At 71.0% G+C, this 16813-nt stretch carries 1 protein-coding gene; it reads left to right on the forward strand.

Annotation, left to right across the window (positions count from 1 at the left end):
- The first annotated feature begins 283 nt into the window (after positions 1-283).
- Positions 284-16750 carry a type I polyketide synthase gene (locus DB30_RS27535; RefSeq protein ID WP_146660869.1) on the forward strand — a complete coding sequence of 5489 codons (16467 nt, stop codon included), beginning with the start codon at positions 284-286 and terminating at the stop codon, positions 16748-16750.
- Positions 16751-16813: the final 63 nt, after the last annotated feature.

The following is a 16813-nucleotide window of genomic DNA, read 5'->3' on the forward strand; positions in this document are numbered from 1 at the left end:
GAAGTGCGACCTTCCAAAGGGGCGAGATCGCTCGGGTAAGCGCTGTTCCACCGCGAAATTGAGCGCGCGGATGGGACAGAATTGGACATCGGAGATGCGGCCGAGCGTCGAGAGCGCTGGGATCAAATCAAACGCGGCTGGGAGTCAAGTCACCGTTTGACGCGCTTTGAATGTGAGGCAGGGTCTTCGGGGCGACGATCTTCTCCAGACGATCTCTCCCCGCTCGTGTCAAGGCTGCCAGGACCGCCGTCGCCCGGCAAGCAAGACCTACGCTATCCATTTCATGGCCGACTCGCCTGTCAACCGCGCTAGTTCACTCCGAGAGTGGATCCTCGAACAAGTCGCAGGTCTCCTGGAGGTCCGTCCCGAACGGGTGCTGCTCGACCGACGGCTGCGAGATCAGGGGTTGGACTCCGTGCTCGCGCTGGCGTTGTTGACCAAGCTCGAGGCCCACGTGGGTCGCTCGCTTTCAACCACCACCCCGTGGCGCTATCCGACCATCGACGCGCTGGTCCACTACCTCGAAGGCGGCGGTCCGCAGGCGACGCATCCGGCCGAGCTGACCGCTTCGGTCAACGAGCCAGTCGCAATTGTTGGGTTGGGTTGTCGATTCCCAGGCGCGGCCTCGCCCGAGGCGTTCTGGCGGCTCCTCCACGACGGGGTCGATGCCATCACCGAGGTCCCGCTCGAGCGCTGGGATCCCGCTCGCTGGTACGACAGCGATCCAACGGCGGTGGGCAAGTCGGCGACGCGATGGGGTGGCTACCTCGACCAGGTCGACCGCTTCGATCCCGGGTTCTTCAACATATCGCCGCGTGAGACGCGGGAGATGGATCCGCAGCAGCGCCTGTTTCTCGAGGTCGCCTGGGAGGCGCTGGAGAACGGTGGAATTGTCCCGCGCTCGCTCGTACACAGCTCGACGGCCGTGTTCGCGGGCGCGATGTGGAACGACTGGGATCGGGTCGTGGGTGATGATCCCACCAGGGTTGAACAGCACAGCGCGACCGGTCACGACCCCGGGATCATCGCCGGGCGCCTGTCCTACTTGTTGGGTGTTCGTGGGCCAAGCTTGACGGTGAACACGGCCTGCTCATCTTCGCTCGTTGCCGTGCACCTCGCCGTGCAGAGTTTGCAGCGGGGCGAATGTACGCGCGCGCTGGCGGGCGCGGTCAACTTGTTGCTCTCGCCGCTGAGCTCGGTCGCAATGAGCAAGTTCGGGGCGATGGCACCCGACGGCCGATGCAAGGCGTTCGACGCCCGCGCCAACGGATACGTGCGCGGCGAGGGCGTTGGCGTGGTGCTGCTCGAGCCTCTGTCGCTCGCGCTCGAACGGGGGGCGCCAATCTACGCGCTGATCCGCGGCAGCGCGATCAACAACGACGGCTACTCCAACGGACTCACCGCCCCCTCGGGCGACGCCCAAGAGGCCGTGATCTCGCGCGCGTGGGCGGTGGCCGGCCTGCCCCCCGCGGAGGTCGACTTCGTCGAGACCCACGGACCGGGGACCTACCTCGGCGATCCGATCGAAGCCGAGGCGATCGGGGCGGTGTTCTCTCCGGGGCGCGAAGCACCGCTGGTGATCGGCTCGGTCAAGACCAACCTGGGCCACCTCGAGGCCGCGGCTGGCATGGCTGGGCTGATCAAGACCACCCTCGCGCTGCACCACGGGTTCATTCCGCCGAACCTGCACTTCGAGACGCCCAACCCCCACATCGACTTTGATCGGCTGCAGCTGCGGGTCCCGACGCAGATGCTCGAGTGGCCTGAACGCGAGCGGCCGCGTTTGGCGGGCGTCAGCTCGTTCGGGTTTGGCGGGACCAATGCCCACGTCGCGCTGACCTCCGCTCCTGGAGCGCTGCGGTCCAGTTCGTCAGTCCACATGACGCAGGAGCGAGCGCCTCTCGCCCCGGCGAGCTGCGACCTCGTGTTCGTGTTCTCGGGTCACGGCGGCCAGTGGTTGGGAATGGGCCAAGCACTGCTCCACCGCGAGCCCGACTTCCGTGCAGCCGTCGAGGCTTGTGACGCGGCCTTGCGTCCACTGATCGGCTGGTCGGCGCTCGAGCGCCTGTGTGGCAGCGAACCCGGTGAGTCGCCCGACGTCATCCAGCCGCTGCTGTTCACGATTCAGGTCGCGCTGGCGCGAACGTTGGCGGCCTACGGCGTCCGCCCCGACAAGGTGATCGGCCAGAGCATTGGTGAGGTCGCGGCCGCCCACGTCGCGGGTCACCTGTCCCTCGAAGACGCAGCCTCGGTCATCGCCGCGCGGGCCCGCCTCGCGGCCGCGCACCTCGCTGGTACCGGTGAGGTCATGGTCGTGCGACTCCCGCTCGAGCAGCTCGAGACGCTGCCCGCCGGCTTGTCGATCGCGGGGAAGATCGCCCCTCGTCGCACGCTGGTGACCGGCAGCCCGAGCTCGCTCGACGCGGCCGCGAAGTTGTTCGAGGCCCAGGGGGTTCGCTGCGGTCGGGGCCGGGTTGGCTACGCCTCCCACTCCCCACTCGTCGAGCCGATCCTCGACGAGCTGCGAGCGGCGCTCGCAGACATCACCCCGTGCGCTGGTGCGATCCCTTGGTGGTCGACGACCCTCGACGGGTGGGCGTCACCGCAAGTCGCGGGCGCGGACTATTGGGCCAAGAACTTGCGCCTGCCCTTCGACTTGCTCAACGGGGTGCGCGAGCTGGGCCGCGGGCGGCCTGCCGTGTTCGTGGAGATCGGACCGCACCCCGTGCTGGGCTCCGCCATCCGCGAGACGCTCGAGACAATCGAGACAATCGAGACGATCGACGGCCCCGTGGATGCGCTGGCCTGCACCCACCGCGAGCAAGACGAGTACGTCGACTTCCACGCCCTGCTCGAGACCCTCCACGAGCGCGGCCTGGTCCAGCCACCCACGCCGCGTGGACCGACGATCGTCCCCGTCACCGCAACCACCCCCGAGGGCCTCCAACGCGCGGCGCTCGATCTCCACGGCTACCTCGCCCGCAATCCAAGCGTCGCGATGCAGGACCTCGCGTGGACGATGCTGCGCCACCGCCCGCACCACCGGTACCGGGCCGCGTGGGTCGTCGCGGACCGCGAGACCCTGCTGCGCGGGCTCACGCAGCTGGACAGCAGCTCTAGCGACAGCGCCAGTGGTGCGCCGGTGGTCCACCGAGGCAACGCCCGCGAGGGAGGCAAGGTCGCGTTCGTGTTCCCCGGACAAGGGGCGCAGTGGGTCGGCATGGGGCGGCGCTTGCTAGCCAGCGCCCCTGCCTTTGCGCGAGCGCTCGACGCCTGCGACGCGGCGCTGCTGCCCGAGACAGGCTGGTCGGTGCGGGAGGTCCTGCTCGGGGTTCCGGGCGCGCCCACGCTCGAGCGCATCGACGTGATCCAACCAACGCTGTGGGCGATGATGGTCTCGCTCGCCGGGCTGTGGCGCTCGTGGGGGATCGAGCCGGACATGGTCATCGGCCACTCGCAAGGCGAGATCGCGGCGGCCTGCATCGCGGGCAGTCTGTCCTTGACCGACGGCGCGGCCGTGGTCGCGCGGCGCAGTCGTCTGTTGCTGGGGATCGCCGGCCGGGGGGCGATGGCGGCGGTCGGGCTTGGGCTCGAGGCGCTGATCGAGCTGCTGCCCGACGAGCTCAGCCTCGCGGTCGTCAACGATGGCGAGAGCAGCGTGGTCGCGGGGGATCCCGCGGCCGTGACCGCATGGGTCGAGCAGCTGCGCGAGCGTGACATCTTTGCGCGGAAGATCGACGTCGACATCGCGTCACACAGCGCGCAGATCGACGAGCTCCGCGACGCGCTGTACGAAGAGCTCGACGCGCTCACGCCGGTCAACGCGGCCGTGCCGATGATCTCCACGGTGTTCGACCGCGAGTTCGACGGCGAGGAGCTCGACGGTTCGTACTGGATCGAGAACCTGCGCCGACCGGTACGGTTTGATCGGGCGCTGCGCCGGGCGATCAACGATGGCGCGCAGATCTTCATCGAGGTCTCACCCCACCCGTTGCTGACCGGCGTGATCGAGCGGGGGCTCGCGGAGCTCGGGGACCGCGGCACGGTCGTCGGCAGCCTCCGCCGCGAGCACGACGAGGTCGAGGCGCTGCTCGAATCGCTGGCCGAGCTGTTCGTCGCGGGCGTGCCCTTCGACACGCGGACGCTGCTGTCGCCAGCCAACATCGCGCCGCTGCCAACCTCGGTGTTCAACCGCGAGCGGTTCTGGCCGCCGCCAGCCTCCTCGGCCCGCTCGACTGGACCCCGCCCCAGCGCCGCCGGTGGCTGGGTGCTCGAGCTCGAGCTCGATCACCACCGCCAGCGGTGGCTCGCGGATCATCGGGTCCACGGCGAGATCGCCGTGCCCGGCATCGCAATGATCATGTGGATGCGCGAGGTGATCGCCAGCGTGCCGGGCAGCTGGGAGGTCAAGAACGCGGTGCTCGAGACCCCGCTGATCCTCGACGGACACGCCCGCGCCGTTCAGGTCTCGGCGATCCGCGAGGCCGAGGGCTACGCGGTCGAGCTGTTCGCGACCAAGTCTCTCGATGACACCTGGGTCCGCCACGCCAAGGCTCGGCTGCAGCGCAGCGCCGAGTTCCCGGTCGGCGAGATGCCCACGCTCGACGAGGCCGCGACCGAGCCGGCGCCCTACGCCAAGTGGGCCGAGGCCGGCAATGACTACGGCCCAGCGTTTCGCGGGATCGAGCGGCTGCTTCGCGACGGCGACACGATCATCGCCGACCTCGCGCTGCCCGACGGCGTCGATCAAGCCGGCTCGGAGCGCGGGGTCCACCCGGCCTTGCTCGACGCCGCGCTGCAGCTGCTGTTCGTCGACGCGCCCATGGATGGCCAGGCCAACGCGTTGTTCACGGCCGACCTGCGCTTGTTTCGAACCCAGGCCAAGCGGGTCCGCGCGGTGGCTTCGCGTCCGCGCGGGCCGCTGAGCGGCGACATCACGCTGTGGGATCGCAGCGACGGCGGCCTGCTGGCCCACATTGGTGACGTCTCGTTGCTGCCTGTGGACCGGGCCGATCTCGCCGCCAGTGAACCTGTCGGCGCGCTGCAGCTGAGCTGGCGGCCCGAGCCGCTCGGGATGGTGTCGCCCTCGGACCGATGCGTGATCGTGGTCGACGAGATCACGCCGCTGGGTGAGGAGCTGAGCTACCTGCTGCACGACGCCGGCTCCGACGTCGAGCTGGTGCTGCGCGAAGATCTGGCGCCCACGCTGCGCGCGGGCGAGCGCGCCCACGTGATCGCGCTGTGGACCACCCCCGAGGGCCCGGCCGACCAAGCCGCGGTCACGCTCACGCGCGCGGCCGTCGAGGTCCTGCGCGCGGTCGTCGACGCCGGCGCGACGTCGACGTGGGTCACCTGCGGCGCGCAGGTCTTCCCGGGTTCCCCGGGTCACGCGGGCTCGCCCGCGCTGGCGGCTCTGTGGGGGCTTGGCCGGGTGCTGCAGCGCGAGCACCCCGAGCTCTCGCACCGGATGATCGACCTGGCGGACGAGCAGGCGGTCGCGCTTTTGTCCGACGCGCTGTTCGTCGACGATCACGAGGAGCAAGTCGCGATCGTCAACGGCCGTCGGCTGGTCCGACGCCTGGTCCCAGCGGCGCCCGGGGCCGAGACCAGCTGGGCAGGTGGGCGGGTGCTCATCACGGGCGGCACCGGCTTCGTCGGGCGTCAGCTCGCACGCTACTTGATCGAGACGGCGGGCGCCGAGCAGGTGATCTTGGCCAGTCGCAGCGATCCTTCGTTGGCCGCGCGCGACCAGCTGGGGGACCTTGGCGAGGCGATCCGCTTCGCCCGCTGCGACGTCACGGATCGCGCCTCGCTCGAGGCCCTGCTCGCAACCCTGCCCGAGCTGACCGGGGTCATCCACGGGGCCATGGCCCTGCACGACGCTCCGCTCGCAACCCTGACCCGCGAGCAGATCGACGCGGTCATGGCCCCCAAGGTCACGGGCGCGGTGCTGCTCCACGAGCTGTGCCAGGCCCACGCGATCGAGCGCTTCGTGCTGCTCTCGTCGATGGCCTCGGTGCTCGGCAACCCCGGGCAGGGGGCCTACGCCGCAGCCAACGCGTTCCTCGACACCCTGGCCGAGCAGCGCCACGCCGCCGGCCTGCCAGGCCAGAGCCAGAGTTGGGGAATCTGGACCAACCAATCACAGCGCTTGACCGAGCACGATCGCGAACGCTTTCGTCGCTCGGGCGTGCGCCCGCTCGACGCCAACGAGGGCGTGCAGTGGTTTGGCGCCGCGTGGAAGATGGACGCGCCGCACCTGGTCCTGGTCCCTGTCGACTGGGACCAATTCTCGGACTCGCTGTCCTGGACCCCGCCGCTGCTCGAGGATCTGGTCACCAAGATCCTGCCAGCGCCGAGCGCCCCGCGAACCACCGAGGTGATCGCCAACGTGGCCGCGCTCGAGCGCGCCGTCGAGGCCGAAGTGCTCGAGATCCTTGGCCAGGAGCGGGGCCTCGCGCACGACGTGGGCTTCGCCGAGCAGGGCATGGACTCGCTGATGGCGGTCACGCTGCGCAGCCGGCTCGAGCAGCGCCTGCACCTGCAATTGTCGGCGACGATCGCCTTCAACTACCCCACGCTGCCGCGCCTGGTCCGTCACCTTGGCGAGCTGCTGGGGCTGACGGTCGAGCAGCAAGTCGCCCGGCAGATCGTCGCCAGCGACCACGCCGCGATCGCGGTGATCGGCATGGCCTGTCGATTCCCCGGCGCCGACTCGGCCGAGGATCTGTGGTCGATGCTGCTCGCGGGCACCGACGCGGTGGTCCCGATCCCAGGTGAGCGGTTTGACATCGAGCCCTGGTACGACCCCGATCCCGACGCGCCCGGTCGCACCTACGTGCGCGAGGCCGGGCTGATCGACGAGGTCGACGCGTTTGATCTTGGCTACTTTCGGATCTCCCCCCGCGAGGCGCTGAGCATGGATCCGCAGCAGGGCCTGCTGCTCGAGGTCGGCGTCAACGCGCTCGAGGACGCTGGCGTCACGCTCTCGGGGCTCGAGGACAGCTCGGCGGGGGTGTTCGTTGGGGCGCTCAACTACGATCACGGCGCCAAGCTGCTCGGCCGCGCCGAGGCCGATTGGGTGGACGGCTTCACGGCCAGCGGGACCCGCAGCTCGGTGCTCTCGGGCCGCTTGAGCCACTTCTTGGGCGTGCATGGGCCGTCGTTGACGGTCGACACGGCGTGCTCTTCGTCGATGACGGCGATCCACTTGGCGGTCCGCAGCTTGCGTGCCGGCGAGTGCGACCTGGCGATCGCGGGCGGGGTCAATGCCCTGCTCTCGCCTCTGACCTTGGTCGAGCGCAGCAAGAACCGGATGTTCTCGCCGACGGGGCGCTGCCGTCCGTTCGACGCGGGCGCCGACGGGATTGCGATCGGCGAGGGCTGCGGGATGGTCGTGCTCAAGCCCTTGGGTGAAGCGATGCTCGCGGGCGATCGGATCCGCGCGATCATCCGCGGCTCGGCGCTCAACCACGACGGACGGACCAGCGGCCTGACCGTGCCCAACGGCCTGGCCCAGCGCGCGCTGCTGCGCTCGGCGATCACCGAGGCTGGCGTCCAACCCGAAGAGGTCGGCTACGTCGAAGCGCACGGGACCGGGACTTCGCTCGGTGATCCCATCGAGCTCGAGGCCCTGTCCAAGGCCATGCGCTTGGCCGACGACACGCCCCTGTGGGTTGGCTCGCTCAAGGCCAACCTTGGCCACCTCGAGTCGGCCTCGGGGGTCGCGGGGTTCATCAAGACCGTGCTCGCCCTCGAGCATCGGATGATCCCACCGCAGATCCACTTCGATCGCGGCAACCCCATGGTCCCGTGGGACAGCTCGCCGCTGCGCGTGCCCCAGTACGCGACCGACTTCACCAGCCAGTTCGCAGGCGTGAGCTCGTTTGGGTTCAGCGGGACCAACGTCCACGTGATCCTCGAGCGGGGCCTGTCCGTCGAAGAACACCCGCCGTCGCCGGATCCCTCGCTGCTCTTGTTGTCTGCCCGCGACGAGCATGCGCTCGAGCAGCTGCGCGAGCGCTGGTCCGCGTTGCTCGCGGGTGATCACCCACCGCTGGCGGACCTGTGTCACACGGCGGCGCGACGACGCGGCAACCACCCCTGGCGGCTCGCCGCCGCGGGCGACGGCGCGACCGAGCTCGGCGAACGACTGCGCGCAGCCCCGATGGTCCACGCCGGTCGCTCGACCCCGTCGGTGGTGTTCGTGTTCGCTGGACAGGGCGGCGTCTACAAGGGCATGGGCCGGCAGCTGCTCGAGTCGTCAACGGAGGTCAGGCAGATCCTCGAGGACATCGACGGGCTCGTGCTCAGCCTGGGTGGGACCTCGGTGCTCGACGCCCTGCGCGACGAGGACCTCGACCTGACCGAGATCGCGCAACCTGCGATCTTCGCCCTGCAGGTCGGTCTGGTGACCTGGTTTGCCTCGCACGGGATCCGCCCGGACGCCGTTGTTGGCCACAGCGTGGGTGAGCTCGCGGCCGCGTGGGCCTGCGGCGCGCTGCCCTTGTTCGAGGCCTGCCACATCGTGACCATGCGCGCGGGGGTCATGGCCAACCTCCGCGGGAGCGGGGCGATGCTCGCCCTCGCGATCACGCCCGACGAGGCCAGGGCGCTCGGCGTCCCAAACGTGAGCGTCGCGGCGATCAACGGGCCAAGCTCGTGCGTGCTGGCGGGACCCCACGCGGCGCTCGAGCAGCTCCGGGCCAAGTTCTCCAGCACCGGTCGGTTCGCGCGATGGGTGACGACCGACTACGCGTTTCACAGCCCCGCGGTCACGGCCGCGAGCGTTCGCCTGCGCAAGTTCGCGGGCAACGTCGAGACCGAGCCGGCCACGCTGGCTTTTTACTCCACGGTCGACGGCGCGCGCCGAGATGAGCCGCTGGACCTCGACTACTGGGTCCGCAACATGTGCCAGCCGGTCCGCTTCGCCGCGGCGATCGAGGCGATCGCGAGCGAGATGGACGCGGTGTTCGTCGAGCTTGGCCCCCACCCGGCCCTGCAGATCCCGATCGCCCAGGTGCTCGCCGCGCGTGGCACGGATCACGACGCCGCTCGCTCGGCGATCGTTTCGAGCTTGCGTCGCGACGGCAACGCCCGCCTCGAGCTCGCCGAGGCCGCCGGCCGGCTCCACGGGCTGGGCGTGGCGGTCGAGCTCGATCGCTTGATCCCGCCGGCCAACGTGACCTCGCTGCCCGCGTACCCGTGGCAGCGCCAGCGTCATCGGCTCCCCGATCCGGTGCCAGCCACCCGCACGCAGGGGCCGCCCGGCAAGATCTTGGTCGCGCCCGCGGGCTGGACCGGCCTCGTTCGGTTGGATCAGCCGCGACCCACCTGGGAAGCGAGGCCAGTCGACCGCAATCAGCTCGACGCCGGCGCCTTGATCGCGCTGCTGCTCGCGCTCGTCGACGCGCCGCTCGTCGACGCGCTGATGGCCGCGAGCACCCACAACGCCGACCGCGTCCACGTCACGCGCACGCGCGACGGCGTCGAGGTCTGGTCCGACGACGGCAAGGGTTGGCGCGAGCTGCTGAACGCGAACTTGGGCGCCCCCGCGGCCCCCGAATCGTGGTCGAGCGACGCGGCGTGGGAGCCGTTCCCGCGCGACCAACTCGAGGCCGAGCTCGCGGCGATCCAGCGCTCGCTCGGGGCCGACGTCGTGGTTATCGAGCGCGCGGGCGCGAGCTGGCGCCTGGGTCTGGACGGCGTCACCACCCTCCGCGCGTTCGAGCTGGCGCGCAGCCTGGGCTCGCTGATCCACGGTGGGCCGCGGGTCCTGGGTGGCTGGGGCCGACTGCAGGGCCGGGCGACGCCGAGCCGCGTCGGCGCGCTGGTGGTCACGCACACGCGGATCGCCATGTTCGATCCCGACGACCGCGAGCTGCTCGTGGTCGAGGCCACCCAGTGGGATCACGATGATCGGCCGCCGAGCTCGCGCGCCGCCACGCCACCCGAGCTGGCCACCCCCACGACCGCCCTGCTCGAACAGCTCGAGCGCTTGTCGCAGTCCGAGCGCGAGCACGCGCTCGCCGACTGGATCGAAGCGCAGGCCAAGACCGCGCTGATGCTCGAGACCGAGCTGCCCCGCGACGAGGGCCTGTTCTCGCTTGGCATGGACTCGCTGCTGGCGATCTCGCTGCTGACCAGCCTGGGCAAGGCGCTGGCGGTGTCGCTGCCGAGCACGTTGGTGTTCGAGCACCCCAGCGTGTCGGCGCTCGCACGCGCGGCGCTGGGCTTCGTCGACTGGGGCACACCCTCCGCCATGGCCATGGTCGGGCCGCCGCAGCCCACGGCGCGCGGGCTCGTGGTCCGCGAGACCCAGATCGAGCCCCAGACCGAGCTCGGTCAGCCGATCCAAGCCGGCAAAGACCCGCGCCTCGACGAACCAATCGCGATCGTTGGCGTCGCCTGCCGGCTGCCCGGCGCGGACTCGGTCGACGCGTTCTGGAACCTGCTCGAAGCTGGCGTTGACGCGATCACCCCGGTGCCGGCAGACCGCTGGGACGCGCAAGCCTGGACCGACGCCGACCCCGATCACCTCGGGCGCATGGTCTCGGCGGAGGGCGGCTTCCTCGGCGACCTCACCCACTTCGACCCAGCGTTCTTCGGGATCTCGGCCCGCGAGGCCGAGCGCATGGATCCACAGCAAAGGCTGTTGCTCGAGGTCGGTCACGAGGCCTTGGAGCAAGCCGGTTGGCCGGCTTCGAGCTTGCGCGGCACCCAGACCGGTGTGTTCGTCGGGATTGGCACCGAGGACTTCGCCCAGCTCAAATTTCACGGTGGGGCCGCCGAGGACATCGGCGCGTACGACTTCACCGGGACCGACACCTCGGTCGCCGCCGGTCGTCTGTCGCACACGTGGGGCCTCGAGGGCCCGTGCATGGCGATCGACACGGCGTGCTCTTCATCGCTGGTCGCCCTGCACCTGGCCGCGCAGTCACTGCGGCTCGGCGAGTGTGATCGGGCGCTGGTCGCTGGCGTGAACGTGATCCTCGCCCCCGAGCTCGGCGTGTTCCTCAGCCGCGCCCGCGCGATGTCGCCAAGTGGTCGCTGCCGCACCTTCGACAGCGCCGCCGACGGCTACGTCCGCGGTGAGGGCTGCGTGGTCTTGGCGGTCCGTCGCCTGTCCGACGCCGAGCGTGCGGGGGATCGGATCCTCGCGTTGATCCGCGGCTCCGCGGTCCGCCACGACGGCCACGCCAGCGGCCTGACCGTTCCCAACCCGGCGTCGCAGACCGCGGTGATCCGAGCGGCGCTCGCGAGCGCGCGGGTCGAGCCTGGTGAAGTGTCGATGATCGAAGCCCACGGCACCGGCACGCCGCTGGGGGATCCGATCGAGGTCCGGGCGCTGACCGAGGTGTTTGGCGGCCGGGCCGAGCGGCTGTGGCTGGGTTCGCACAAGACCAACCTTGGCCACCTCGAGTCGGCCGCGGGGATCACCGGGGTGCTCAAGGTCGTGCTCGCGCTTCGCCACCGCGTGGTCCCGCCGCACCTCAACCTCGACACGCTCAACCCCAACATTGATCTGGGCCCGCTGCGGGCCGAGATCCCCACGCGCGCGGTCGCCTGGGACGCGCCCAAGGGCGGGCGACGGCTCGCGGGGGTCAGCTCGTTCGGGTTTGGCGGGACCAACGTCCACATCGTGCTCGAGCAAGCGCCCACCCCGGCAACGCTGGCGCCGCGCGTAGCAAGCAGGCCAGCCGATGCCGACGAGGCGCTGTACTTGCTGCCGCTGTCTGGGCGCTCGTTGGCCGCAGTCACGGCGCGAGCCCAGGCGATCGCCTCGCGCTTGCAGCCAGACACGACCGCGCGTGAACTCGACGACATCGCGCGCACGCTGGGTGCCCATCGAGATCATCACCCGCTGCGGATCGCCGCGCTTGGCGGGCGTGACGAGCTGCCCGGGCTGCTGCGTCAAGCCGAGCCCACCAAGGTCGGCCGGCACGCGCGCTTGATCTTCGTGTTCTCGGGTCAGGGCTCGCACACGCTGGGCATGGCCCAAGAGCTCTACGCCCACGAGCCAGTGTTTCGCGCCGCGATCGACAGCATCGCCGCGGCCTTCGAGCCCACGCTGGGGTGGTCGGTGAGCGCCAAGCTCGTCGCTTCGGACCCGGCGCAGACCGAGGCGCACGCCCGCAACCTCGAACGCGCCGAGTTCGTCCAGCCGCTGCTGTGCGCGATCCAGATCGCGCTCGCCCAGCTGCTCGAGAGCTGGGGGCTGCGGCCCGATGGCGTCGTCGGCCACTCGATGGGCGAGATCGCGGCGGCCGTGATCTCCGGGGCGCTCGAGCCCGCCGATGCAGGTCGGGTGATCGAGAGCCGCAGCCGGCTGGTGACCGAGCGTGCGCCGGCCGGCGGCATGGCGGTCGTCGAGCTGTCGCGGGCCGAAGCCGAGGCCGAGATCGGCGACGAGCTTTGCGTCGCCGCGGTCAACGGTCCGCAGACGGTGCTGCTCGCCGGGGCGCCCGAAGCCCTGGATCGATTCGGTGTCGAGCTGCAGGCCCGCGGGCGGTTCTTTCGCCGGGTTGCGATCGGCTACGCCTCGCACAGCCCCGGCATGGACGCCCTGATCGAGCCGCTGCAGGCCGCGCTGCAAGGCCTGCGCCCGGGCCCGGCGACCACCACCATGTACTCGACCGTCCGCGCCCGCGCCGTGACCGGCACCGAGCTCGACCCAACCTACTGGAGCGACAACCTGCGCTCCCCGGTGCGCTTCGACGAGGTCGTGCTCGAGCTGCTCTCGCGCGGGCCGGTCACCTTCGTCGAGATCGGCCCGCACCCGGTGTTGGGCTACGGGATCAAGCAGTGGTGCGAGGCCCACGAAGGTCGCAGCGTGTGCCTGCCCAGCTTGCGTCACGACGCCAGCGACCGCCGCAGCATGCTCGAGCTCGTTGGCCGCCTGTACGAGCGCGGCCACGACCCCGACTGGTCGGCCCTCAACCCGCACGGCAGCTTCATCGAGCTCCCCAGCTACCCGTGGGATCGCCAGCGCTACTGGCCGGCGATCGGGCCCGCGCGCAGCTCGAGCGACGGGCGGATCATCGCCGAGGCCGGCAACGAGGGCGTCCGGGTCTTGACCCTGCAGCTCACCGGCGAGGACTGGCTGGGTGATCACCGCGTTGGCGGTGTGATCGTGGTTCCAGGCGCGGCCTACCTGGTCTGGGCACGGCGAGCCGTCGCGGCGCGCGGCGAGGAGGTCGAGGTCCGCGGGCTGACGATCGAGGGCGCCCTGACCCTCGCCGAGCACGAGCAGGTCGAGGTCCAGACGGTCTGCCACATGGTCGAGCCCGGGGTCTGGGACGCGGAGGTGCTCTCGCTCGAGACGGCCGCGCGGCAAGAGGGTTCGAGCGCGGGGGGTTCATGGGTCCGCCACGCGCGGGCGCGCGTGATCGCGAAGCCGCCCGCGGCTGCAGAGGTGGGCGAGCCGATCGCCAAGCTCCGCCAACGCTGCACCGAAGTCCTCGCCGGGCAGGTGCTCTACGAGCGCATGGCCGCGGCGGGTCTGCGCTACGGCCCAGCGTTCCAGGGCCTCGTCGAGCTGCGCCTGAACCCGAGCGCCAGCGAGTCACTCGCCGAGCTGCAAACGACCGAAGAGGTCGCGCGTGGCGACGCCCTGCACCCCGCGTGGGTCGACGCAGCCCAGCACGCCGTCGCGCCGCTGTTGGCCGCCGGACGCTGGCTGCCGGTTGGCGTCGAGTCGCTGGTGGTCCGCGCCGCGGTCCCCAAGCGCGCCCTCGTTCACGCCTCGCTGCGCGAACCCACGCAGGACGATCTCGGCGCCCGCGAAGCCGTGACGGATCTGCGCGTCCTCACCGAGGGCGGCGAGACGGTAGCGATCATGAGGGGTCTTCGCCTGCGTCGCGTCGACTCGCAGACCGCGACCCTCGATGATCTGCGCCTGTTCGAAGACACGTGGATCCCCGCGCCCGCGCCCGCGCCCGCCAGCGCGACGACGCCGCGTGGCGCGTGGCTGATCTGCGGCGGCGAAGACGAGCTCGCGCGCACGATCGCCAACGCCCTGCGCGAGCGCGGCGTGGATCAGGTCACCCGCGTCGACGCCTCCGCGACCCTCACCGCCGCAGCGCTCGAAGGCGCGACGTGGGTGCAGCTCGGCAGCCCCGCGCTGGAACAGCTCTGGCAGCCGCTCCACCGGATCGCGCTGGTCGACGCCGAACCGGCCGCGGTCGTGGTGGTGACCCGCGGCGCCTGGTCGCTGCCCGATCACCAAGGATCAGTCGACCCGAGCGCGCGCGCAGCCTGGGGCCTGGGCCGAACCTTGCGACACGAGCTCGCGGCGTGGGACCTGTCGCTGATCGATCTGGATCCAGACCCGCCGATCGCCTCGGTCGCCGCGATGATCGATCACCTGCTCGGCCCCGACGACGGCGAGCGCGAGCTCGCGCTTCGTGCAGGCCAGATCTGGGCCGCGCGTTGGCGCGGCGCCCCGATCCCCCCGGCGCCCCCGCAGCGGATCGCCGACGCCAAAGATCGCGCGTTTCGGCTGTGGTGCGCGCAGCCGGGCGACCTTGGCAGCTTGGCCCTGCGCGAGCTCGAGCGCGGCGAGCTTGGCCATGGCGAGGTCGAGGTTGCGATCGAGGCCGCCGGCGTCAGCTTCTCCGACGTGCTCAAGGCCCACGGCCTGTACCCCGGCGTCAACGGCCCGCCGCCGCTGGGCGTCGAGTGCAGCGGACGGATCGCGCGGCTCGGCCCCGGCGTTGACGCGTGGTCCGTTGGCGATCCTGTCGTCGCGATCCTGAACGGCGGAGGCTTCGGGACCCACGCGATCACCCGCGCTTCGTTGCTCGCGCGCCGGCCCAAGCGGCTCTCGCCGGCCGCCGCCGCGACCCTCCCCGGCGTGTTCTTGACCGCGTTTCATGCCCTCGTGAACCTCGCGCGGATCGGCCCCGAGGACCGCGTGTTGATCCACTCGGCCAGCGGCGGCGTCGGTCAAGCGGCGATCCAGATCGCCCTGGATGCTGGCGCCACGGTCTACGGCACCGCCGGCACCGACGAGAAGCGGGCCTTGCTGCTCGAGCTTGGCTGCGAGCAAGCGTGGTCGTCTCGCTCGCACGCGTGGTTCCAGGGGCTGCGCGAGGCGACCGACGGCGAGGGCGTCGACGTCGTGCTCAACACCCTGCCCGGCGAAGACCTGCGGCTTGGCGTCGAGATCCTGCGCAGCGGCGGCCGGTTCCTCGAGATCGGGCGCACCGACATCTACGCCAACAAGCGGCTGGGCATGGAGGTGTTTCGCAAGAACGTCGCGTTCTTCGCCGTCGACATCGGCGAGCCGGCGCTGTTGGCTTCTAGGGCCCTGCGCGAGTCCCTGCGCGAGCTGGTCGCCCGGGTCGACGCGGGCCGCTATCAGCCGCTCCCGTTTCGCACCTGGCCGATCGAGCGCGGCGCCGAAGCCCTGCGCGAGATGGCCCGCGGTCGGCACACGGGCAAGCTGGTGCTGGAGCTACCCAACCCCGATCCGACCCCCGGTCAAACCACGGATCGGACCGACCGGATCATGCTGCCCGTCGCCGACTCCGTCGAGCTCAACCTGTTTGGCGGCACCTGGCTGATCACCGGAGGCACCGGTGCGCTCGGCCTGCGCTGCGCGCAGCTGCTCGTCAACGCCAACGCCAAGCGGCTGGTCCTCGTGGGTCGGCGCCCCCCGAGCGACGCTGCCCAAGCCCAGATCAACGCCATGCGAGCGCGCGGCGGCGAGGTCGAGTTCGCCGCCTGCGACGTCGCAGATCCAAGCGCCGTCGCTCAGCTCGTGGGCGCCCACGAACACGAGCTCGAGGGCATCATCCACTGCGCCGGGGTGCTCGACGACGCGCTGCTGCGTGACCTGGACGAGGCCCGCTTCGCCCGGGTGATCGCCGCCAAGGTCCACGGCGCCCAGCACCTGCACGAGCTCACCCGCGAGCTGCCGCTGATGCACTTCGTGATGTTCTCGTCGCTCTCGGGCGTGCTCGGATCACCTGGCCAGGGGGCCTACTCGCTCGCCAACGCCTACCTCGACGGACTCGCCGCCGCCCGCCATGCGCAGGGGCTGCCCGCCCTGTCGATCGCGTGGGGTGCATGGAAGGACATCGGCTTGGCCGCCGCCGACGAGCGCCGCGGGGCCCGGCTCGCGCGGCGTGGGCTGCCCTCGCTCTCACCCGACGCCGGGATCGATCTGCTCGGTCGGCTGCTGGCCAGCGCCGTCGCGCCGGTCCACGTGAGCGCGACACCCCTCGATTGGCCGGCGTACCGCAGCGCCCAGCCCGAGATGGGCCAGACCCCGCGCTTTGCCCTGCTCGAGCCCGGAGCCGCGGCCAAGCCCGCGCCCACGCTCAGCATCGAAGCGCTGTTCGCCGACGCGAAGGGACCCCGCGAGCGCCGGCGCAGCCTCGAGCGTTGGGTGCTCGATCGAGCCGCGAGCGTGCTCGGCGTCTCGGCGGCCCAGGTCAGCCACGATCAGCCGCTGGCCGAGCTCGGGCTCGACTCGCTGATGAGCCTCGAGCTGCGCAACCAGCTGCAGACCCTCGTCGATGACAAGCTGCCGAGCACCTTGTTGTTCACCTTCCCCACGATCGTCGCGCTCGCCGGGCACCTACTCGAGCTCGTGACGCCAGCGGCACCCGAGGCGCTCGCCCCCAACCCCGCCGCGCCTGCCCCCGCGCCGTCGCCCGCAACCGAGCCGATCGAAGTCGACGACGCGAGCGACGACGAGATCATGGCCGCGCTGCTGCTCGAGCTCGCCGAACCCATGTCTTGAGCGGGCGCGCGGCCGCACGAGTTGGGGGGCCGGGTCGTACTTTTTGGGTCTGCGGGGTTCGAT

This window comes from Enhygromyxa salina (assembly GCF_000737335.2).
Lineage (GTDB): Bacteria > Myxococcota_A > Polyangia > Nannocystales > Nannocystaceae > Plesiocystis > Plesiocystis salina_C.

Bases quoted from the DNA above. Each gene is read 5' to 3' on its own strand.
- DB30_RS27535 (WP_146660869.1), top strand. From the start codon at position 284: ATGGCCGACTCGCCTGTCAACCGCGCTAGTTCACTCCGAGAGTGGATC.